General features: G+C 64.5%; 18 protein-coding genes. 4 read left to right on the top strand and 14 right to left on the bottom strand.

What is annotated here, in order from left to right:
* Window positions 1-10: 10 nt before the first annotated feature.
* From metW to argB, 5 genes are all read right to left on the bottom strand, one after another.
* Window positions 11-619 (bottom strand): methionine biosynthesis protein MetW, encoded by a 609-nt coding sequence (metW, locus tag OKW43_RS14270; protein ID WP_187632339.1) that lies wholly within the window; start codon window positions 617-619, stop codon window positions 11-13.
* Window positions 616-1,761: a homoserine O-succinyltransferase MetX gene (gene metX / locus OKW43_RS14275; protein ID WP_429448005.1), complete on the bottom strand. Its 1,146-nt coding sequence runs from the start codon at window positions 1,759-1,761 to the stop codon at window positions 616-618. The genes metW and metX overlap by 4 nt, the downstream gene beginning before the upstream one ends.
* Before the next feature lie 318 nt (window positions 1,762-2,079).
* Window positions 2,080-2,763, bottom strand: a complete 684-nt coding sequence (slmA, locus tag OKW43_RS14280) for a nucleoid occlusion factor SlmA (RefSeq protein ID WP_187632337.1) — start codon at window positions 2,761-2,763, stop codon at window positions 2,080-2,082.
* Between the two features lie 41 nt (window positions 2,764-2,804).
* On the bottom strand, window positions 2,805-3,572 hold the full coding sequence (locus OKW43_RS14285) for a pyrimidine 5'-nucleotidase (protein ID WP_187632336.1): 768 nt from the start codon (window positions 3,570-3,572) through the stop codon (window positions 2,805-2,807).
* Between the two features lie 157 nt (window positions 3,573-3,729).
* The gene (gene argB / locus OKW43_RS14290) at window positions 3,730-4,629 is read right to left on the bottom strand and encodes an acetylglutamate kinase (protein ID WP_187632335.1); all 900 of its coding nucleotides are present in this window, start codon (window positions 4,627-4,629) and stop codon (window positions 3,730-3,732) included.
* Window positions 4,630-4,893: 264 nt separating this feature from the next.
* Between argB and OKW43_RS14295 the strand changes: the two genes are divergently transcribed.
* The 3 genes from OKW43_RS14295 (at window position 4,894) to OKW43_RS14305 (ending at window position 7,169) form a co-directional block, all read left to right on the top strand.
* Window positions 4,894-5,118 (top strand): cysteine-rich CWC family protein, encoded by a 225-nt coding sequence (locus OKW43_RS14295; RefSeq protein ID WP_429448008.1) that lies wholly within the window; start codon window positions 4,894-4,896, stop codon window positions 5,116-5,118.
* 201 nt (window positions 5,119-5,319) lie between these two features.
* Window positions 5,320-6,630, top strand: coding sequence for an ATP-binding protein (locus OKW43_RS14300; RefSeq protein WP_187632333.1), 1,311 nt, complete (start codon window positions 5,320-5,322; stop codon window positions 6,628-6,630).
* Window positions 6,627-7,169 carry a response regulator transcription factor gene (locus OKW43_RS14305; RefSeq protein WP_187632332.1) on the top strand — a complete coding sequence of 181 codons (543 nt, stop codon included), beginning with the start codon at window positions 6,627-6,629 and terminating at the stop codon, window positions 7,167-7,169. Before OKW43_RS14300 ends, OKW43_RS14305 begins: the two co-directional genes overlap by 4 nt.
* A gap of 134 nt (window positions 7,170-7,303) precedes the next feature.
* Here OKW43_RS14305 and hslU read toward each other — a convergent pair whose 3' ends face one another.
* From hslU to OKW43_RS14350, 9 genes are all read right to left on the bottom strand, one after another.
* The gene (gene hslU / locus OKW43_RS14310; protein ID WP_429448011.1) at window positions 7,304-8,650 is read right to left on the bottom strand and encodes an ATP-dependent protease ATPase subunit HslU; all 1,347 of its coding nucleotides are present in this window, start codon (window positions 8,648-8,650) and stop codon (window positions 7,304-7,306) included.
* A gap of 10 nt (window positions 8,651-8,660) precedes the next feature.
* On the bottom strand, window positions 8,661-9,197 hold the full coding sequence (hslV, locus tag OKW43_RS14315; RefSeq protein WP_187632330.1) for an ATP-dependent protease subunit HslV: 537 nt from the start codon (window positions 9,195-9,197) through the stop codon (window positions 8,661-8,663).
* Between the two features lie 338 nt (window positions 9,198-9,535).
* Complete coding sequence (gene dksA, locus OKW43_RS14320) at window positions 9,536-9,955, bottom strand: RNA polymerase-binding protein DksA (protein ID WP_008923580.1); 420 nt, start codon at window positions 9,953-9,955, stop codon at window positions 9,536-9,538.
* A 679-nt stretch (window positions 9,956-10,634) separates the two neighbouring features.
* Window positions 10,635-11,741, bottom strand: a complete 1,107-nt coding sequence (locus tag OKW43_RS14325) for a CobW family GTP-binding protein (protein ID WP_187632329.1) — start codon at window positions 11,739-11,741, stop codon at window positions 10,635-10,637.
* A 234-nt stretch (window positions 11,742-11,975) separates the two neighbouring features.
* Window positions 11,976-13,178, bottom strand: coding sequence for a class I SAM-dependent rRNA methyltransferase (locus OKW43_RS14330; protein ID WP_429448014.1), 1,203 nt, complete (start codon window positions 13,176-13,178; stop codon window positions 11,976-11,978).
* Between the two features lie 49 nt (window positions 13,179-13,227).
* Complete coding sequence (gene xerC, locus OKW43_RS14335) at window positions 13,228-14,163, bottom strand: tyrosine recombinase XerC (protein WP_187632327.1); 936 nt, start codon at window positions 14,161-14,163, stop codon at window positions 13,228-13,230.
* A gap of 28 nt (window positions 14,164-14,191) precedes the next feature.
* On the bottom strand, window positions 14,192-14,944 hold the full coding sequence (locus tag OKW43_RS14340; RefSeq protein ID WP_429448016.1) for a DUF484 family protein: 753 nt from the start codon (window positions 14,942-14,944) through the stop codon (window positions 14,192-14,194).
* A 57-nt stretch (window positions 14,945-15,001) separates the two neighbouring features.
* Entirely contained in the window at window positions 15,002-15,937 is a 936-nt protein-coding gene (gene dapF, locus OKW43_RS14345) for a diaminopimelate epimerase (protein WP_429448018.1), read from the bottom strand.
* A gap of 172 nt (window positions 15,938-16,109) precedes the next feature.
* Window positions 16,110-16,994 carry a lipid A biosynthesis lauroyl acyltransferase gene (locus tag OKW43_RS14350; RefSeq protein WP_187632324.1) on the bottom strand — a complete coding sequence of 295 codons (885 nt, stop codon included), beginning with the start codon at window positions 16,992-16,994 and terminating at the stop codon, window positions 16,110-16,112.
* 283 nt (window positions 16,995-17,277) lie between these two features.
* Between OKW43_RS14350 and metK the strand changes: the two genes are divergently transcribed.
* Window positions 17,278-18,468 (top strand): methionine adenosyltransferase, encoded by a 1,191-nt coding sequence (gene metK / locus OKW43_RS14355; protein WP_187632323.1) that lies wholly within the window; start codon window positions 17,278-17,280, stop codon window positions 18,466-18,468.
* Window positions 18,469-18,636 lie beyond the last annotated feature (168 nt).

The raw sequence follows: 18,636 nt of genomic DNA on the forward strand, positions 1-18,636 counted from the left end.
ATAAGTGAGGTTAGCTTTTCTTGACGCGATAGACCGCAAGACTACCACGCCAGTTCACGCCCCAACGCACCACTTGTCCGTCGTGCAGCACGACGCGATCGAGAATCTCGATGCCGACTTCGGGCGCGAGCGCTTCGAAGTCCTTGATCGTCAGCACGCGAACGTTCGGGGTGTTGTGCCACTGATAAGGCAGCGACTTCGACACCGGCATGCGCCCCTGCAACACCGACAGCCGATGCGCCCAGTAGCCGAAATTCGGAAACGACACGATGCATTGCTTGCCGACGCGCACCGTCTCGCGCAGGATCGCCGCGGTCTGATGAATGGTCTGCAGCGTTTGTGACAGCACCGCGAAATCGAAGCTGCCGTCTTCGAACAGGCGCAGGCCGTCTTCGAGATTTTGCTGGATCACGTTGACGCCCTTCTGCGTCGCGGCGAGCACGCCGGCGTCGTTGATCTCGATGCCGTAGCCCTGCACGTCCAATTCCTCGTTCAGCAGCGACAGCAGCGAGCCGTCGCCGCAGCCGAGATCGAGCACCGTCGCGCGCGGTTCGACCCAGCGGGCGATCGCGCGGAAGTCCGGGCGCAATGCCAGGTAATCAAGTGCTCGCTGGTTCATGCGTTGACCTCGTTTGCAATGCGTTCGTAGTAGGCCCGCAGCAGGTTGTGATAGCGCGCGTCGTCGAGCAGGAAGGCGTCGTGGCCGTGCGGCGCGTCGATCTCCGCGTAGGTGACCGTGCGCTTGTGGTCGAGCAGCGCCTTCGCCAGTTCGCGCGAGCGTGCCGGCGCGAAACGCCAGTCAGTCGTGAAGCTCGCAATCAGATACTTCGCGGTGGTGTGCGCGAGCGCGGCGGTCAGATCGCCGTCGAAAGCCTTGGCCGGATCGAAGTAGTCGAGCGCGCGCGTGATCAGCAGGTAGGTGTTCGCGTCGAAGTAGTCGGCGAACTTGTCGCCCTGATAGCGCAGATACGATTCCACTTCGAACTCGACGTCGAAGCTGAAGTTGTAGTCATCGAGCGCGCCTTCCGCGCGACGCAGCGAGCGGCCGAATTTCTCGGCCATGTCATCGTCCGACAAATACGTGATGTGGCCGATCATCCGCGCGACGCGCAGGCCGCGCTTCGGTTTCACGCCGTGCGCGTAGTAGTTGCCGCCGTGGAAGTCGGGGTCCGACAGGATCGCCGAGCGTGCGACCTCGTTGAACGCGATGTTCTGCGCGGACAGTTTCGGCGTCGATGCGATCACGATGCAATGGGCGATCCGCTGCGGATACATCATGCTCCAAGCGAGCGCCTGCATGCCGCCGAGACTGCCGCCCATCACGGCGGCGAAGCGCGTGATGCCGAACGCGTCGGCGACGCGCGCCTGCGCGCTGACCCAGTCTTCGACGGTGACGACCGGAAAGGTCGCGCCATACGGCTTGCCGGTCGCGGGGTCGATGCTCATCGGCCCGGTCGAGCCGAAGCACGAGCCGAGGTTATTCACGCCGATCACGAAAAACTTGTCGGTATCGAGCGGCTTGCCCGGGCCGACCATGTTGTCCCACCAACCGATGTCCTTCGGATTGTCGGCGTACACGCCCGCCACGTGATGCGATGCGTTCAGCGCGTGGCACACGAGCACCGCGTTGCTGCGCGCGGCATTGAGCGTGCCGTAGGTTTCGACCATCAGGTCGTAGCCTGCGAGCGAACTGCCGTTGCGCAATGGCAGCGGCTCGGTGAAATGCATTTTTTGGGGAGCGACGATGCCGATGGATTCCATTCATTCCGCCATTGAGTCAACAGGGCGGCTAAACGGCGTCGGCGATGCACGAAGAGAAGGGCTGTGCGCAGCTGACGACCTCTTTAGCCGCATTTATAGTGAACCGCGGGCCTGGGGCCAAGGGTTCGCGCGCCCGCAATCGAGTCAGCAAATCGGCGCGTGAAAGGGGGTGAAACCGGGTGCAACGTGTTCGGGATGCCTTGGCGCGGTCCGTTGTGTATCGGAAGACCGCGGCGGCGTCAGGCGCAAAGTATAGCGGAAAATTCCGCGCGGCAGCGGCGCGGGCGGTGCCGCGCGAAGGGCTCGACTCCTCGCGGACTACTGAAGAATCAGCAGCAGTTGCTCGTCCGCGTGTTCGGCGGGCGGCCGCGCGAAACCGCTGCGCACATAGCGATGCCAGCGGCCGATCACGTAGCTGACTAGCAGGCTCGCGCGAATCGCGGGATCGTAGCCGGCGGGCAGCGCGGCATTGCCGTTGGTGTCGTCATCCGCATGTTGAAGCGCTTCGACCTGTGCAAGCCGCAAGCACTGCTTCAGCGATGCTTCGACGCGCTCGAGCATCTGGTTCACGCGCTCGGTCAGCCGCTCGTGCTCGCCGACCAGCGCCTCGCAGGTCAGCACGCGCGTCATGCCGGGATTTTTCGCCGGAAAGTTGAGCAGCATCAGCGAGATCGCGCGCGCCTGCAACACGCCGTTGCTTTGCTGACCGGTGATCTGGTTGATGAGCCCGAACAGCGTCTGCTCGATGAACTCGATCAGCCCTTCGAACATCTGCGCCTTGCTAGCGAAGTGGCGGTACAGCGCGGCTTCGGACACACCGAGCCGGGCGGCGAGCGCGGCCGTGGTGACCTTTTCGCTCTTCGGCGCCTCGAGCATGCTGGCGAGCGTCTGCAGGATGTGCACGCGACGCTCGCCCGGCTTCGGACGCGCTGGGCGCGTGGCCGCGGGCGCCGCGGGGGAGGCTGCGGCTAAGGCTTCGTCAGGCTTGTCGATCGGCTGCATGGCTGTCGTCCCCCGGCTGATGTCTTTGTCGGCTTTGGTCCCTACTGTCCCGGCTTGCGTCCCTTCCATCGAACCGGGCGCGTGCCCAATCGTAGCGATTTTAGCGAACGAATACTGCAGTCGACATAATGCGGCCGGCCGGTGCCCGGCAGGCGTGTCGGTACGCCGTCCACGTGCGGTTTGCGCGGCAGATGACCGGTGATCCACACGGTGCGGATGCCGAGCCGCCGATAGTTTTTCAGGTGCGAACGCGTGTCCTCGACGAGGATCGCGTCTTTCAGCGACACGTGCGCGTCGCGCATCGCGCGGCGCAGCATCGCGTGATCGGGCTTCGCACGCCATTGGCGGCGATCGCGCATGTGCTCGATCGCGATCACGCGCTCGAATAGCCGCTCGATGCGCAACTCGGCGAGTACCGCGCGCGCGTAGGTTTCGGGCGCGTTGGTGAGCACGATCTTGCGGCCCGGCAGCGCCGCGACCAGACGCGCGATACCGCGCTCATGACGGATCATCGAGCCGAGGTCGGGGAACGTGTGCACGACTTGCAGGAAGTCGTGCGCGTCGAGCGGATGGTGGCGCGTGAGGCCGAGCAGCGCTGCGCCGTAACGCAGCGTGTAGCCGGTGCGCAGACGGTTGGCCTCGTCGATGTCGACGTGCAGCGCGTCGATGATGTACTGGGTCATCCCGCGATTGATCGCAGGGAAAATGGCATGCGACGCGCGGTGCAGCGTGTTATCGAGATCGAACAGCCAGACTGGTTTGCCGCACGCGATGTCGGGACGGCGGCGCCGCGAAGTGGGGGTGCGCATGGTGGAGATCTTCAGCCGCTGACGGGCGCTTGATGCTGCGGATGAACAGAGTTTGCCGCATCAACGCTCGGGTGGGTGCAGAGCCTGCCAGCCGCGAGGTAGGGTGCAGGCGTCGCGCCGCTGGGATGCAACGCCCGTGCAGGGGATTCCGCCGCGATCAATGCGAGCGGATCATCGTGCCGAACGGCTGCTCGGTCAGGATTTCGAGCAGCACCGAGTGTTCGATGCGACCGTCGATGATGTGCACCGAGCGCACGCCGCTCTTCGCGGCATCGAGCGCGGACGAGATTTTCGGCAGCATGCCGCCGGAGATCGTGCCGTCTTCGAACAAGCCGTCGATTTCGCGCGCGGACAGGTCGGTCAGTAGATTGCCTTCCTTGTCCATCACGCCGGGGATGTTGGTCATCATCACGAGCTTTTCGGCGTTCAGCACGACCGCCAGCTTGCCCGCGACGAGGTCCGCGTTGATGTTGTACGACAGGCCGTCTTCGCCAGTGCCGATCGGCGAGATCACCGGAATGAACGCGTCGTCCTGCAGTGCCTTCACGACCGCCGGGTTGATCGACTCGACTTCGCCGACCTGGCCGATGTCGAGGTACTGGCCCGGATTGTCGCGATCGGGCATCAGCATCTTGCGCGCGTGGATCAGGCCGCCGTCCTTGCCGGTCAGGCCGACCGCGTGGCCGCCGAAGTGATTGATCAGCATCACGATGTCCTGCTGCACCTCGCCGCCGAGCACCCATTCGACGACTTCCATCGTCTCTTCGTCGGTGACGCGCATGCCCTGGATGAACGTGCCCTGTTTGCCGATTTTCTTAAGTGCCTGGTCGATTTGCGGGCCGCCGCCGTGCACGATGACCGGGTTGATGCCGACCAGTTTCAGCAGAATCACGTCGCGCGCGAAGCCCTGCTTCAGACGCTCTTCGGTCATGGCGTTGCCGCCGTATTTGATGACCACGGTCTTACCGTGATACTGGCGAATGTAAGGCAGCGCCTCGGCCAGAATTTCGGCTTTCAGGGTGGGCGCAATCTGCGAGAGGTCGGGAAGCTCGGACATGGCGGCAGGCTCGGGCACGGAACAGTTAAAACAGCGCGAATTGTACAGGACTGGCGCGCTGCAACAGGGTTTTCGGCAGCGGCGCGAGCGACGGGCGGTGCGGGCTTGGCGTACCGCACCATGGCGGCCACGGGGCGGGGCGAACGGCAAGCGTAACGCACTTGCGTGACGGCTGTGCATTGGCCGAACGGACGACTGCACCTGGCATATTAGTCATGGCATCATGGCTTGATCGATGTCTCCGTCCCGCTACGCCGACCTGCAATGAAATCGTCTTCCGCCCGCTCCGGACGCAGCGCGCGCTGTGCGCGCTGCGGCAATGCCTTCGACTGCGGCATGCAGACCGAGCCGTCGAACTGCTGGTGCCGCGCGCTGCCGCCGCTACCGGCCGAGCGGTTGAAACCAGGCGGCCGGTGTCTGTGCCCGGAGTGTCTGGCCGCGGAGATTGCACAGGCCACACGCGAGGCGAGTGAGGATGAGCGGCCGTGATGGCAGGGATCGCCCAAGGGCCGGTCTGAAACCGCCTACGCGCCGCTCAGATGCGAGACCGATTGGCATGCGGTGATTGCGAGGTCGAGCGCTAACGAACGCGGCGGTGTCGCCGAAGGTCGCGAGGCTCGCGGTGTGATCGATCATGCGCAGGCCGGCCGCCTGGCCAGCGGGGCGTATCTGAACGGGTAGACTAGGGTGATGCACCGTATAACCAACACCGGCCGGGTCAATCTCGGTCATCTGTTCTGGCTGCGCAGCCTCGCGATCATCGGGCAGTTGCTGACGATCGCGTTCGTGCAGATCTTCATCGGCGTGAATCTGCCGTTGCCCGCGATGCTGCTCGTGATCGGGCTCGAAGTGCTGTTCAACGCGCTCACGTGGTGGCGCGTGTCGCAGCAGCGTCCCGAGTCCAACCTCGAGCTGTTCGGGCAGATCTGGGTCGATCTCGGCGCGTTGTCGGCGCTGCTGTTCCTGTCCGGTGGCACTACCAATCCGTTTGTGTCGCTGTACCTGCCGTCGCTCGCGATCGCGGCGGCCGTGCTGCCGTGGTATCTGATGGCGTGGCTCGCGGCGTTCGCGGTCGCCTGCTACGCGACGCTCAGCTTCGATTCCGTCCCGCTCAATCTCGAGAATCCGGCCAACCTGTTCGAGTACTACCGCTCGGGCATGTGGGTCAACTTCATGGTCAGCGTGGGGCTGATCGCGTGGTTCGTCGCGCGCATGTCGCGAGCACTGCGGCTACGTGACGCAGCGCTTGGAGAAGCGCAGCAGCGCTTGCTTCACGACGAACGGGCGGTCGCGCTCGGCGTGCAGGCGGCCACCGTGGCCCACGAAATCGGCACGCCTCTGTCTACAATCGCGATGTTGTCCGAAGAATTGCGCGACGCGGCGCGCACCGATGCGGGACTCGCACCCTATCGCGCCGATCTCGAGTTACTCGAGCAGCAGATGACGTTGTGCACGTCGGCGCTCGCGCGGTTGCGCAGCCGCGCAACGACCACGACGGACCGCCAGCCGGTCGACGAATGGCTCGAGTCGTTTGCCGAGCAATGGCGCCTGCGCCATCCGCACGTGACGTTCGAGCGACTCGGCACGCCTCCCGCCGATGTCAGTCTCAACGACACGGTGGCCGTCAGCCAGATACTCACGATCCTGCTCGACAACGCCGCGCGCGCGAGCCGCGATCACGTGACGCTGTCCTGCGCGCTCGCGCCACGCGGCGGCCAGATCGTGTTCGAAGTGTGTGACCACGGCCCGGGCATACCGAACGCGCTGCGCGGATCGCTCGGCGCGATGCCGGTGGACAGCACGCAGGGCGGCCACGGCGTCGGCCTGTATCTGGCGTTTTCGGCGGCGACGCGTCTGAAGGGATCGATCGAGCTGACCGACGCAAACGGCGGGAGGCCGCGCGGCACGCGTGCGGTGCTGCGACTGCCGCTCGCGACGCGCACGATTTCCGGAGCGAGCCCGCAAGGCGCCGCGCCATCCAACACGGAGAAACAGGCATGAGCGAAAAGAATTTTCTGGTGATCGACGACGACGAAGTGTTCTCCGGCATCCTCGCGCGCGGCTTGACGCGGCGCGGCTACACGGTGAGCGAAGCGCACAACGCGGACGAGGCGATCCGGCTCGCGAATCAGCAGAAGTTCAGCGAGATCACCGTGGACCTGCATCTGGGCAACGACTCCGGCCTTACGCTCGTCGCGCCGTTACGTGATCTACAGCCCGATGCGCGCATGCTCGTGCTGACCGGCTACGCGAGCATCGCCACCGCGGTGCAGGCGGTCAAGGACGGCGCCGACAACTATCTCGCGAAGCCCGCCAACGTCGAGACGATCCTGGCGGCGCTGCAAAGCGAGGCGAGCGCGTTGCAGGCCGAGGAGGCGATCGAGCATCCGCAGCCGCTGTCGGTGGCGCGGCTCGAATGGGAGCACATTCAGCGTGTGCTCGCCGAACACGGCGGCAATATCTCGGCGACCGCGCGCGCGTTGAACATGCATCGGCGCACGTTGCAGCGCAAGTTGGGGAAGCGTCCGGTGAAGCAGTAGGCGGCGATCGTGGCGCGGCGTCGGCTGTTCGAGGCAACGCCGGCGTGGCTCGAGCGGCACAAAACAAAACAGGCTGCCTTTGAAAAGGCAGCCCGTTTTTCAGACCTCAGTGGCTGGTGATATCACCGCACAGATCACAGCACGTAGCGCGACAGATCCTCGTCTTGCGCGATTTCGCTCAATGCGCGATCGACATACGCCGCGTCGATTTGCACGGCACGGCCCGAATGATTGCCGGCCGAGAACGACACCTCCTCGAGCAGCTTTTCGATGACCGTATAAAGACGCCGCGCGCCGATGTTCTCGGTCTTCTCGTTGACCGAGTACGCGATCTCGGCGAGACGGCGGATGCCATCGTCGGCGAATTCGAGGTGCACGTCTTCCGTCGCGAGCAGGGCCTGGTATTGCTTGACGAGGCTCGCATCCGTCGACACGAGGATCGATTCGAAGTCTTTGACCGATAGCGAATCGAGTTCGACGCGAATCGGGAAGCGCCCCTGCAGTTCCGGGATCAGATCGCTCGGCTTCGCGAGATGGAACGCGCCGCTAGCGATGAACAGGATGTGATCGGTCTTCACCATGCCGTACTTGGTGTTGATCGTCGTGCCTTCGACCAGTGGCAGCAGGTCGCGCTGCACGCCCTGACGGGACACTTCGCCGCCGCCCGCTTCGTTGCGCGACGCGATCTTGTCGATTTCGTCGAGGAACACGATGCCGTTCTGCTCGACGTTCTGCACCGCCTTGCTCTTCACCTCCTCGTCGTTCAGCATCTTGCCGGCTTCTTCGTCGGTGAGGACCTTCAGCGCTTCCTTGACCTTCATCTTGCGGCGCGTCTTCTTGCCGCCGCCGATGTTCGCGAACATCGAGCGGATCTGCTCGGTCATGTCTTCCATGCCCGGCGGCCCCATGATGTCCATGCCGACCTGCGGCTGCTCGACGTCGAGCTCGATTTCCTTGTCGTCGAGCTGGCCTTCGCGCAGGCGCTTGCGGAACGTCTGACGCGTCGTGCTGCCTTCATCGGCGGTGTCGGTCGAGCTCGAACTCGAACCGAAGCCGACCGGCCGTGCGGTCGGCAGCAGGATGTCGAGAATGCGGTCTTCGGCCTGGTCGCCCGCCTTGGTCCGCACCTTGCGCATTTCGGTTTCGCGAGTCTGCTTAACCGAAATCTCCATCAGGTCACGCACGATGCTGTCGACGTCGCGGCCCACGTAGCCGACTTCGGTGAATTTGGTCGCTTCGATCTTGATGAACGGCGCGTCCGCGAGCTTCGCGAGACGCCGCGCGATTTCGGTCTTGCCGACGCCGGTCGGTCCGATCATCAGGATGTTCTTCGGCGTGATTTCCTGGCGCAGCGGTTCGTCGACCTGCTGACGGCGCCAGCGGTTGCGCAGCGCGACGGCCACGGCTTTCTTCGCGCGGCCTTGGCCGATGATGTGTTTGTCGAGTTCGGAGACGATCTCGGCGGGGGTCATGGTGCTCATCGATGGGTCCTTACTCGATCGTCTCAACGACGCGGTTATGGTTCGTGTAGATGCACATGTCGCCGGCGATTTCCAGCGACTTCTCCACGATGTCGCGCGGCGACAGTTCGGTGTTGTCGGCGAGCGCCTTCGCGGCCGCCTGCGCGTACGCACCGCCAGAGCCGATCGCGCAGATGCCGCCTTCGGGATCGAGCACGTCGCCATTGCCGGTGATGACGAGCGTGGTGGTTGCGTCCGCGGCGATCAGCATCGCTTCGAGACGACGCAGCATGCGGTCGGTGCGCCAGTCTTTCGCGAGCTCGACGGCCGCGCGCGTCAGATTGCCTTGATGTTTCTCGAGCTTCGCCTCGAAGCGGTCCAGCAGGGAGAACGCATCCGCCGTGCCGCCGGCGAAGCCGACCAGCACGTTGCCGTTGTAGATGCGCCGGACCTTCTTCGCGCCGCCTTTCATGACGATGTTGCCGAGCGTCACCTGGCCGTCGCCGCCGAGCGCGACCTTGTTGCCGCGGCGCACGGAAACGATCGTCGTGCCGTGAAATTGCTCCATATGCGTTCCTCTTTGCAAAACGGGTAGGACGCGGTAGCGCTGCGCGCTACCGCATGAATCCAGTCAGCGGACGGCGCGCACGCTGGCGCGCTCGTGAGCGCATCTCGGATCTATTTTAGGGCGCGCGCGGTCATATCAAGATCCGCCGGAAGGCATAGGACGAAAAACTGAAAATCCGCTCAGGGGCCTGAGAACAGAGGCGGAAAGCGACGGCGGGGCGGGACGGAAGTCGGAGCATGCGCGAATGTCGCGCAAAAAGAAAAGGCGCACGGTTCACCGTGCGCCTCTCGACGAAGCAGCGTTTTGAGGGCGCTGAGCCGAAGCCGCGCCGCAGCTAATCAGTCGCCGAACAGCTTCTGGCGCAATTCACGGCGCTCTTGAGCTTCGAGCGACAGCGTGGCCGTGGGCCGCGCGAGCAGACGCGGAATGCCGATCGGCTCGCCAGTTTCCTCGCACCAGCCGTAGTCGCCCGCCTCGATTCGCGCGATCGATTGCTGAACCTTCTTCAGCAGCTTGCGCTCGCGGTCGCGCGTGCGCAGCTCCAGCGCATGCTCTTCCTCGATCGTTGCGCGATCGGCCGGGTCCGGCACGATGACCGTTTCGCGCAGATTCTCGGTCGTCTGGCCGGCATTGCGGAGAATGTCCGCCTGCAACTGTTCGAGCCTGTTCTTGAAGAAGGCGAGCTGATCCTCATTCATGTAATCCTTGTCGCTCATCTTCAGGATTTCGGCTTCGGTCAAGAGTCGTTTCGTCGTCATCTGGCTTACTTCTTCAATGTGAGGCAAAACTCATAGGGCCCGCACTTTCGTATTGCCCGCAAACGCGTCGCGCGGACGCGCAGCGCAGGGTGGCCACGAACGTTGGGCTGTCGTGACGCCGAAGCGCCTGGCGCCCACACGCCGGACGTTGCTAGCTACGCCGCTGCGGGGCCGAACTCCTCTGGAAACCGATTCTCAAATGCTCCTGAGGCATCGCTCGCCGACTAGCGCGTGCCCTTTCAGGCCGTGCCCGCCGGCGTTTTCGGCGCGTCTCCGGACAAGATTTTCCGGCGCCGTTTCAGGCCCGTCGCGGGATACGCGCGACCGGGCAATTCGTTGTCATTCTCCCAGTGGGCACGTATTGTAACTGAATCACAATCCGGCGCCGCATCTGCTGAAAGCCGGCCTGCGGCGCTGCGATATCCCGAAAATATAACGCGCACCAAGCCAAAAAGCGATGGTCGTGCACGCTTTAATACAGCAGGGTTTTCACGCGTTTTTCATATGGCCTGCTGTCGAACGGTCGCCCGCCGCGGCGTCGCTGTTTCAGCAGAGGATTCACGCCCCGCGCACCTGGCGGCGGGCGTCTCGGCACAATGCAGCAGCACGGCGCATGCCGCGAAGCGCGCGGCATGCCATGAGCTTTCCCGCGGGCTTGCGCCGCAGCGCTGCGCTCGCTTCAGGCGAGGCAGGCGTCGAGACCGTCGGTGATCAGGTCGCGCGGCAGTTCGATGCCGATGAACACCATCTTGTTGGTCTTCTTCTCGGCCGGCTGCCATTTCGCGGCGAGGTCGCTGCCCATCATCTGATGCACGCCCTGGAACACGACCTTGCGATCGACACCCTTCATGTACAGCACACCCTTGTAGCGCAGCAAGTGCTCGCCGTAGATCTGCAGGATGCCGCCGAGGAAGTCTTCGAGCTTGTTCGGATCGAACGGACGGTCGCTGCGGTATACGAACGACTTGATCTTGTCGTCGTGATACGCACGGTGGTGATGCCCATGATCGTGGCCTTCGTGATCGCAATGGCCGTGGTCGTGATCGCAGTTGGCGTGATCGTGGTCATGATCGCCGTGCGTGTGCGTGTGGCCGTGCTCGTCGTGCGCGTGCGCGTGGCTGTGCGCGTGTTCGTCTTCGCTCAGGAAGTCTGGATCGATTTCGAGCTTCGAGTTCAGGTTGAAGCCGCGCAGATCGAAAATTTCCTTGATGTCCGCTGCGCCGAAATTGACGACCTTGATCGCAGCCTTCGGGTTCATGTGCAGCAGACGGTGGCGCAAATCGCCCACGTGCTGCTCGTCGACGAGATCGGCCTTCGTGATGAACATCCGGTCCGCGAAACCGACCTGGCGCTGCACCACTTCGTGCTCGTCGAGCTGATGGTTCGCGTGCTTCGCGTCGACCAGCGTGATGATCGCGTCGAGCAGGAATTCGCTCGCGATCTGGTCGTCCATGAAGAAGGTTTGCGCGACCGGGCCCGGATTCGCGAGGCCGGTGGTTTCGATCACGACGCGGTCGAAGTCCACTTCGCCCGCCTGCTTCTTCGCGGCCAGATCGTTGAGCACGCGCGACAGGTCGCCGCGAATCGTGCAGCAGATGCAGCCGTTGCTCATCTGGATGATCTGCTCGCTCGTGTCCTGCACGAGGATCTCGTTGTCGATGTTCTCTTCGCCGAACTCGTTCTCGATGACGGCGATCTTCATGCCGTGCTTTTCGTTCAGGATGCGCTTGAGCAGAGTGGTTTTGCCGCTGCCGAGAAAGCCGGTCAGGATGGTGACTGGAATCATGTGGGTCGCCTGTAAGTCGTGAAACGGTGCGTGATCGAACGCTAGAGCAATGCTAGCCAGATGCGTTGGGCCGGCCGCCGCAGCCGGATGGCGCGGCCGTGTCTAGCCGGTTATTGAAACATATTTGCCAGGCGGGCGCAGGGGCGCTTGGGCTGCGGCCGGGTCATGGCCGCGTGCGCCGACGATGACCGCTGCCGCGGCCGGCACGCGCAATCACCGACAAAATAAGGGCGATCAGGCGATTTGCAACAGCAGCCCCTTCAGATACTCCCCTTCGGGGAACGCAGTGAGCAGCGGATGATCGACGCCCGCGCCAAGCCGCTTCAGGATGCGGGCATCGACGCGCGCGTCGGCGGCGGCGCCCGACACGATCTTCTGGAACAGCTCGGGATCGATCGCGCCCGAACACGAGTAGGTGAATAGCAAGCCGCCCGGGCGCAGCAGCTTCAGGCCCGTCAGATTGATGTCCTTGTACGCGCGTGAGGCGCGGTCCACGTGCTCGCGCGACGGTGCGAATTTCGGCGGATCGAGCACGATCAGGTCGAAGCGCTCGCCTTCGTCGTAGAGGCGCCGCAGTGTCTTGAACGCGTCGGCGTCGAGCCAGCTCGCGCGGTCTGCATCGAAGCCGTTGGCCGCGACGTTCTGCTGTGCGAGCGCGAGCGCTTCACCCGACGAATCGACCGACACCACGCGCTTCGCGCCACCCTTGAGCGCCGCGAGCGAAAAGCCGCCGGTGTAGCAGAAACAGTTCAGCACGTCGCGATCTTTCGCGAACTGCTGCACGAGCAGTCGGTTATCGCGCTGATCGACATAGAAGCCGGTCTTGTGGCCATTGCGCACGTCGACGTGATAGCGCACGCCGTTTTCGCTCGCGACCAGCTTCTCCGACGGCGGCTCGCCCGCAAGCACGCCGGTGATCTGCTCGAGCCCTTCTTTCTGACGGATCGACACGTCGGAGCGCTCGTACACGTTCGGGCAGCCGGTCGCGCCGACCAGCGCGGCGACGATCGCATCCTTCCACGCCTCGACGCCAGCCGCCATGAACTGACAGACGATCTGGCTGCGCTGATCCGCGTCCTCGGCGACGTAGTAGTCGACGATCAGGCCCGGCAGACCGTCCGCCTCGCCGAAGATCAGCCGCACGGCGCCGGTGTCGCGCACCATCGCCTGACGATGCGCGAACGCGCGCTGCACGCGGCGCTTGAAGAACGCGTGATCGATCGGCTCGGCTTCGTCGAAGCTCCATACGCGTGCGCGGATCTGCGAGTGCGGGCTGTAGGCGGCGCGCGCGAGAAAACGGCCGTCGTGCGCGCGCACGAGCACGGTCGCGCCGGGCGCGGGGCGGCCGTCGACGTGCTCGATCGCGTTGGCATAGACCCACGGATGGCGGCGCAGCAGCGATTTTTCCTTCGATGGTTTGAGCGTAACGGTATTCATCAGATGTCGGTAAAGTGCAAGCGAAAGCGGCGCGTGGTGACGCGCGGCGTCAGTCGCGTGAGCCGTTGCGTTTCTTGGCGCGCGGATGCGCGCTGTCGTAGACGTGGGCGAGGTGCTGGAAATCGAGGCCCGTATAAACCTGCGTCGCGGTGATGCTCGCGTGGCCGAGCAGTTCCTGCACGGCGCGCAGATCGCCGCTCGACTGCAGCACGTGCGTCGCGAACGAATGGCGCAGCACGTGCGGATGCACGTTGGCCGGAATGCCGGCCGCGAGCGCCGCGCGCTTCACGCGCTCGCGCACGACGTTCGGCGACAAGCGGTTGCCGCGCGTCGACAGGAACAGCGGATGCGGATCGTGGCGGACCATCCGTTCGCGCACCGGGAGCCATGCGTTCAGCGCAGCGACCGCCTTGCTGCCCACCGGCACGACGCGGCGCCGGTTGCCTTTGCCGAGCACCTCGACTTCGCCGGAATCGAGCTTCAGCCAGCCGGCCGAGCGATAGCCGTCGACGTCGGCGAAACGCACGTCGAGGCCGACCAGCTCGGCGAGGCGCAGGCCCGACGAGTAGAACAGCTCGAGTATCGCGTGATCGCGCAGAGCTTCGGGCGAGTCGGCGGGCGGGTTGTCCATCAGGCGCGCGGTGTCGTCGACAGAAAGCGCCTTCGGCAGCGTTTTCGCCTGCTTTGGCGCGCGCACCGCGGCGACCGGATTGGCCAGCAGCTCGACGTGGCCCGCGAGCCAGCGATAAAACGCGCGCCATGCCGATAGCCGATGGCCGATCGACCGCGCGGTGAGGCCGCCCGCATGCGCGCGCGCGACGGCGCCGCGAATGTCGACGGCGGTGAGACTTTCGAGCGATCGACCTTTGGCGAGCTGCTTGAGCTCCGCCAGCTCATGCGTGTAACCGCGCAGCGTGTGCGCCGACAGCCGCCGCTCATGCTCGAGATGCGACAGGTAGGCGGCGATCGGGTCGGCGGCGGTCACGGTAGGCGGTGAGGTTGCGTGGCGAGGCTTAGCGCGGCAGCAGCCGGCTCAGCGCGGCGCTCGCGAGCGCGCCGATCTGCGTCAGGAAATCGGTGGCCATGCCTTCGTGGAAGCGTCGCGGGTCGGATGAGCCCATCACGAGCAGGCCGAACGTCGGCGCGTCTTCGCCACCTTCGGGGTCGCGCAGCGCGAGCAGCGCGATCGATTCGGTGGTCTGCACCGTCTCGCTCGATGCGTCGTCGCCGGTCGCGCTCGTTGCCGCGCTGGTCGCCGGGTTAGCCGCCCCGTTGGACGCGCCCGCCGCATGCGCGAGCCACTGCGCGGCCTCGAAGCCGGTGTTCGCGCCGCAGTATGGCGTGCTCAGGCTGCCCGCGAAAATCCGCACTTCCTCGCTCACGTGGCGCGCGAAGTCCGCTTGTGCATACGGCTCAGCGACGTCCCACACGCGCAGCGCCGCTTGCGGCACATCGAAGATGTCGCGCAGACCGCCGGCGATCGTGCGTGGCAGCGCGTGCGGATCGCGCCCGGCCATCACGCGGATGGTCCAGCGGTTGAATTTCGACGCGATGCTGTCGTTCTCGTGGCCGTAGCGCAGCAGCTCGGCGAGACGCCGTTCGAGATGCTTGTTCTTGTCGCGTAGCATCTCCATCTGCCGCTCCTGCAGCGACACGGCGGCTTTGCCGTGCGGGTTCGCGAGCCGGATCGTCGCGAGCGTTTCCGCGTGTTCGACGAAGAATTCGGGATTGGCGAGCAGGTATTCGGCGACTTCGCGATCGTTCATGGTTTCGGCTAGAGGACGACGGGACGACCGCCTCACGGCGGCGCATCGGTCAATGAGTTAGACGGAGGACGCCACGGCGGCCGGGCTGGACGGATTGCGATGCGACGAGTCTGGGGATGCGCTCGACGCTTCGTCGGCCAACTCGATCTCCCCTTCGAAGACGGTGGCGGCGGGGCCGGCCATCAGCAGCGGCGCGCCTGGCTGCGCGCTGTCCCACGTGATGGTCAGGTCGCCGCCGTGGGTGTGCACGAGCACCGGCGAATCCAGCAGCCCGCGCCGGATCCCGGCCGCGACCGCCGCGCACGCGCCGGTGCCGCACGCGAGCGTTTCGCCAGCGCCGCGTTCATACACGCGCAGTCTGATCTCGTTGCGGTTGACGATCTGCATGAAGCCCGCGTTGACCCGCTGCGGGAAGCGCGTGTGCCGCTCGATAGCCTGACCTTCGACGAGCACCGGGAACGCCTCGGCATCGTCGACGACCTGCACCGCGTGCGGATTGCCCATCGACACCACCGACATCCAGCGCGTCGTGCCGTTCACGTCGAGCGGCCAGGGCGTGTCCGCGCCTTCGCGGCGGCCTTGCAGGCCCTTGGTCGCAAAAGGGACGAGTTCGGGATCGAAAACGGGCGTGCCCATGTCGACGATCACTTCACCGTTGTCCTGCATCGTCAGCGTGATCGTGCCTTTCTGGACTTGCACGCGCACGCTGCGCTGGTCGGTGAGGCCGCGCTCGCGCACGAACTTGACGAAGCAGCGCGCGCCGTTGCCGCAGTGCTCGACCTCGCCGCCGTCGCAATTGAAGATGCGATATCTGAAATCGACGCCTTCGACGGTCGGCTTTTCGACCAGCAGCAACTGGTCGGCGCCGACGCCGAAATGGCGGTTCGCGAGCGCGCGAACCTGAGCCGTGGTCAGGTTGACCGGGTGGGTGTAGCCGTCGAGCACGACGAAGTCGTTGCCCGCGCCCTGCATTTTGGTGAATTTGAGCTTCACGTTTTCCGTGTATCCGTTGCTGCGTAGGGCTTCGCGCGTGCGGGCGAAGCCGAAAATCCGGCCTCACCGGCTCTCGGGCGAGTCACCCGTTCGAGCCGTGCTGGACCAATAGCAGATGATACACGTTGGCACATCCGAAACGGTATGGCGGGCAAGGGTCTCAGCGCCACCGTCAATACACGCCCGGCACCCCCGGCGGCCGCGTCTTGAACCGCTTGTGTACCCAGTAATACTGCTCGGGCATTAGCGGAATCTGCTGTTCGAGAAACTCATTCATGCGTCGTGCATCGATGTCATCGTCGCCGGTTGGATAGTTGTCCCACGGTTTGAAGACCTTGAGCCGGTAGCCCTTGTAATTCGGCAGCACTTCGCCGATGAACGGCACGACCTGTGCGTGCCCGACCTTCGCAAGACGGCCGACGGCAGTCAGCGTGCAGGTCGGCACGCCGAAGAACGGCACGAACGTCGAATTGCGCGCGCCGTAGTCCATGTCCGCGCCGAGCATCACCGGTTTGCGTTCACGCAGCCAGCGCAGCACGATGCGCGCGCTGTCGGCGCGGCTCGCCATGTCCGCGCCGAAACGCGCGCGCGCCGCTTTCGCGACTTGCTCGAACTGCTGGTTCGACATCGGCTGATAGAGCGAGCCGCACTGGCGCTTGAGCGAGTAGTTCAGAAAGATCGAACCGGCCTCGATGCCGACAAAATGAAAGCCGAGAAACAATGTGGGCGGCAGATTCGGGTCGGTCAGGTCGATCGCGCTGTCGAGCTGGATCAGCTTCTCGAGCTTCTTCGCCGAGCCGAACCACTGCACGCTGCGCTCGAGATAGCTGCGGATCGCGTGACGGAAGTGCTTCTGCGCGACGTCCTCGCGGCGCTCGTCGCTCCAGTCGGGGAAGCACAGCTTCAGATTCGTATGAACGATGCGCCTGCGGCGGCTCGGGATCTGGTAGAGCAACCAGCCGAGCCCGTCGCCGAGACGGGCGACGGATCCATACGGCAACAGCGCAAAGAGTTTGAGCAGCCCGATCGCGAGCTTCGCGCCGTAGCGGCTCAGCATGCAACCTCCACGTGGGCGGCGCTGCAGGGGGCGAAATGGTGGACAACGGAAAAATTGACGTGATGCCGCACGCGTTGAACTCTGTGACATTCAAGGGAAGTCGCTATAATAAGTGCTTCGCCGAGTTAATAGACAACTTGCGGGGCGAAGCCGGCGGGTGCTGTCCATGGTTTCCATGGTGATGCGTCCATCGGTCAGGTAATCCGCTAAAGCGTCGCCGCTTCAGACTCCCGAAGTCGGCTACGTGGAACGCAACCGTAACCACTAAATAGGAGTCTGCAACGTGGCAAACGACTATCTCTTCACTTCCGAATCCGTTTCCGAAGGCCATCCCGACAAGGTCGCGGACCAGATCTCGGACGCGATCCTCGACGCCATCCTCGCTCAAGACAAGTACTCGCGTGTCGCGGCCGAAACGCTGTGCAACACGGGTCTCGTCGTGCTGGCCGGTGAAATCACCACCACCGCGAACGTCGACTACATCCAGATCGCGCGCAACACGATCAAGCGCATCGGCTACGACAACACCGACTACGGCATCGACTACCGCGGCTGCGCGGTGCTCGTCGCCTATGACAAGCAGTCGCCGGACATCGCCCAGGGCGTGGACCGCGCGCACGACAACAACCTCGATCAAGGCGCGGGCGACCAGGGCCTGATGTTCGGTTACGCGTGCGAGGAAACGCCGGAACTGATGCCGCTGCCGATCCACCTGTCGCACCGTCTGGTCGAGCGTCAGGCAAATCTGCGCCGCGACGGTCGCCTTCCCTGGCTGCGTCCGGATGCGAAATCGCAGGTCACCGTGCGCTACGTCGACGGCAAGCCGCATTCGATCGACACCGTCGTGCTGTCCACCCAGCATTCGCCGGACATCGAGCTCGACACGCTGCGCGAAGCGGTGATCGAGGAAGTGATCAAGCCGACGCTGCCGGCCGAGCTGATCAAGGGTGACATCAAGTTCCTCGTCAACCCGACCGGTCGCTTCGTGATCGGCGGTCCGCAGGGCGATTGCGGTCTGACGGGCCGCAAGATCATCGTCGATACGTACGGCGGCGCGGCACCGCACGGCGGTGGCGCGTTCTCGGGCAAGGACCCGTCGAAGGTCGACCGCTCGGCGGCTTACGCTGGCCGTTACGTCGCCAAGAACGTCGTGGCCGCGGGTCTCGCGTCGCGCTGCCTGATCCAGGTGTCGTACGCGATCGGCGTCGCCCAGCCGACCTCGGTGATGGTCAACACGTTCGGCACGGGCCGCGTGTCCGATGCGACGATCACGGAACTCGTGCGTCAGCACTTCGACCTGCGTCCGAAGGGCATCATCCAGATGCTCGACCTGCTGCGCCCGGTCTACGAGAAGAGCGCCGCGTATGGTCACTTCGGCCGCGAAGAGCCGGAATTCACGTGGGAAGCCACCGACAAGGCGCTCGCACTCGCCGAAGCGGCAGGCACGGAGCCGGTCGCGGCGCTCGCCGAATAAGCGCGAGCTGATTGCTGCCTGATTGCAAAAAACCCCGCCGGCGTGAGCCGGGCGGGGTTTTTTCTTTGTCTGAAGGCGCAACGACGCGCGCTGCGCGCGCACCTTCGAGGGAGGCGGTGTGCGCGAGGACTTACGGTTCGCGAACTCGGCCGTGCGGTAAACCGCCAG

Origin of the sequence: Paraburkholderia sp. WC7.3g (assembly GCF_050436345.1) — a bacterium.
In the GTDB taxonomy this organism is placed as follows: domain Bacteria; phylum Pseudomonadota; class Gammaproteobacteria; order Burkholderiales; family Burkholderiaceae; genus Paraburkholderia; species Paraburkholderia podalyriae.

What these genes read in the sequence shown, in the direction of transcription:
- metW (WP_187632339.1), bottom strand. Translation starts at nt 619, where the DNA reads ATGAACCAGCGAGCACTTGATTACCTGGCATTGCGCCCGGACTTCCGC.
- metX (WP_429448005.1), bottom strand. Translation starts at nt 1,761, where the DNA reads ATGGAATCCATCGGCATCGTCGCTCCCCAAAAAATGCATTTCACCGAG.
- slmA (WP_187632337.1), bottom strand. Translation starts at nt 2,763, where the DNA reads ATGCAGCCGATCGACAAGCCTGACGAAGCCTTAGCCGCAGCCTCCCCC.
- OKW43_RS14285 (WP_187632336.1), bottom strand. Translation starts at nt 3,572, where the DNA reads ATGCGCACCCCCACTTCGCGGCGCCGCCGTCCCGACATCGCGTGCGGC.
- argB (WP_187632335.1), bottom strand. Translation starts at nt 4,629, where the DNA reads ATGTCCGAGCTTCCCGACCTCTCGCAGATTGCGCCCACCCTGAAAGCC.
- OKW43_RS14295 (WP_429448008.1), top strand. Translation starts at nt 4,894, where the DNA reads ATGAAATCGTCTTCCGCCCGCTCCGGACGCAGCGCGCGCTGTGCGCGC.
- OKW43_RS14300 (WP_187632333.1), top strand. Translation starts at nt 5,320, where the DNA reads ATGCACCGTATAACCAACACCGGCCGGGTCAATCTCGGTCATCTGTTC.
- OKW43_RS14305 (WP_187632332.1), top strand. Translation starts at nt 6,627, where the DNA reads ATGAGCGAAAAGAATTTTCTGGTGATCGACGACGACGAAGTGTTCTCC.
- hslU (WP_429448011.1), bottom strand. Translation starts at nt 8,650, where the DNA reads ATGAGCACCATGACCCCCGCCGAGATCGTCTCCGAACTCGACAAACAC.
- hslV (WP_187632330.1), bottom strand. Translation starts at nt 9,197, where the DNA reads ATGGAGCAATTTCACGGCACGACGATCGTTTCCGTGCGCCGCGGCAAC.
- dksA (WP_008923580.1), bottom strand. Translation starts at nt 9,955, where the DNA reads ATGACGACGAAACGACTCTTGACCGAAGCCGAAATCCTGAAGATGAGC.
- OKW43_RS14325 (WP_187632329.1), bottom strand. Translation starts at nt 11,741, where the DNA reads ATGATTCCAGTCACCATCCTGACCGGCTTTCTCGGCAGCGGCAAAACC.
- OKW43_RS14330 (WP_429448014.1), bottom strand. Translation starts at nt 13,178, where the DNA reads ATGAATACCGTTACGCTCAAACCATCGAAGGAAAAATCGCTGCTGCGC.
- OKW43_RS14340 (WP_429448016.1), bottom strand. Translation starts at nt 14,944, where the DNA reads ATGAACGATCGCGAAGTCGCCGAATACCTGCTCGCCAATCCCGAATTC.
- OKW43_RS14350 (WP_187632324.1), bottom strand. Translation starts at nt 16,994, where the DNA reads ATGCTGAGCCGCTACGGCGCGAAGCTCGCGATCGGGCTGCTCAAACTC.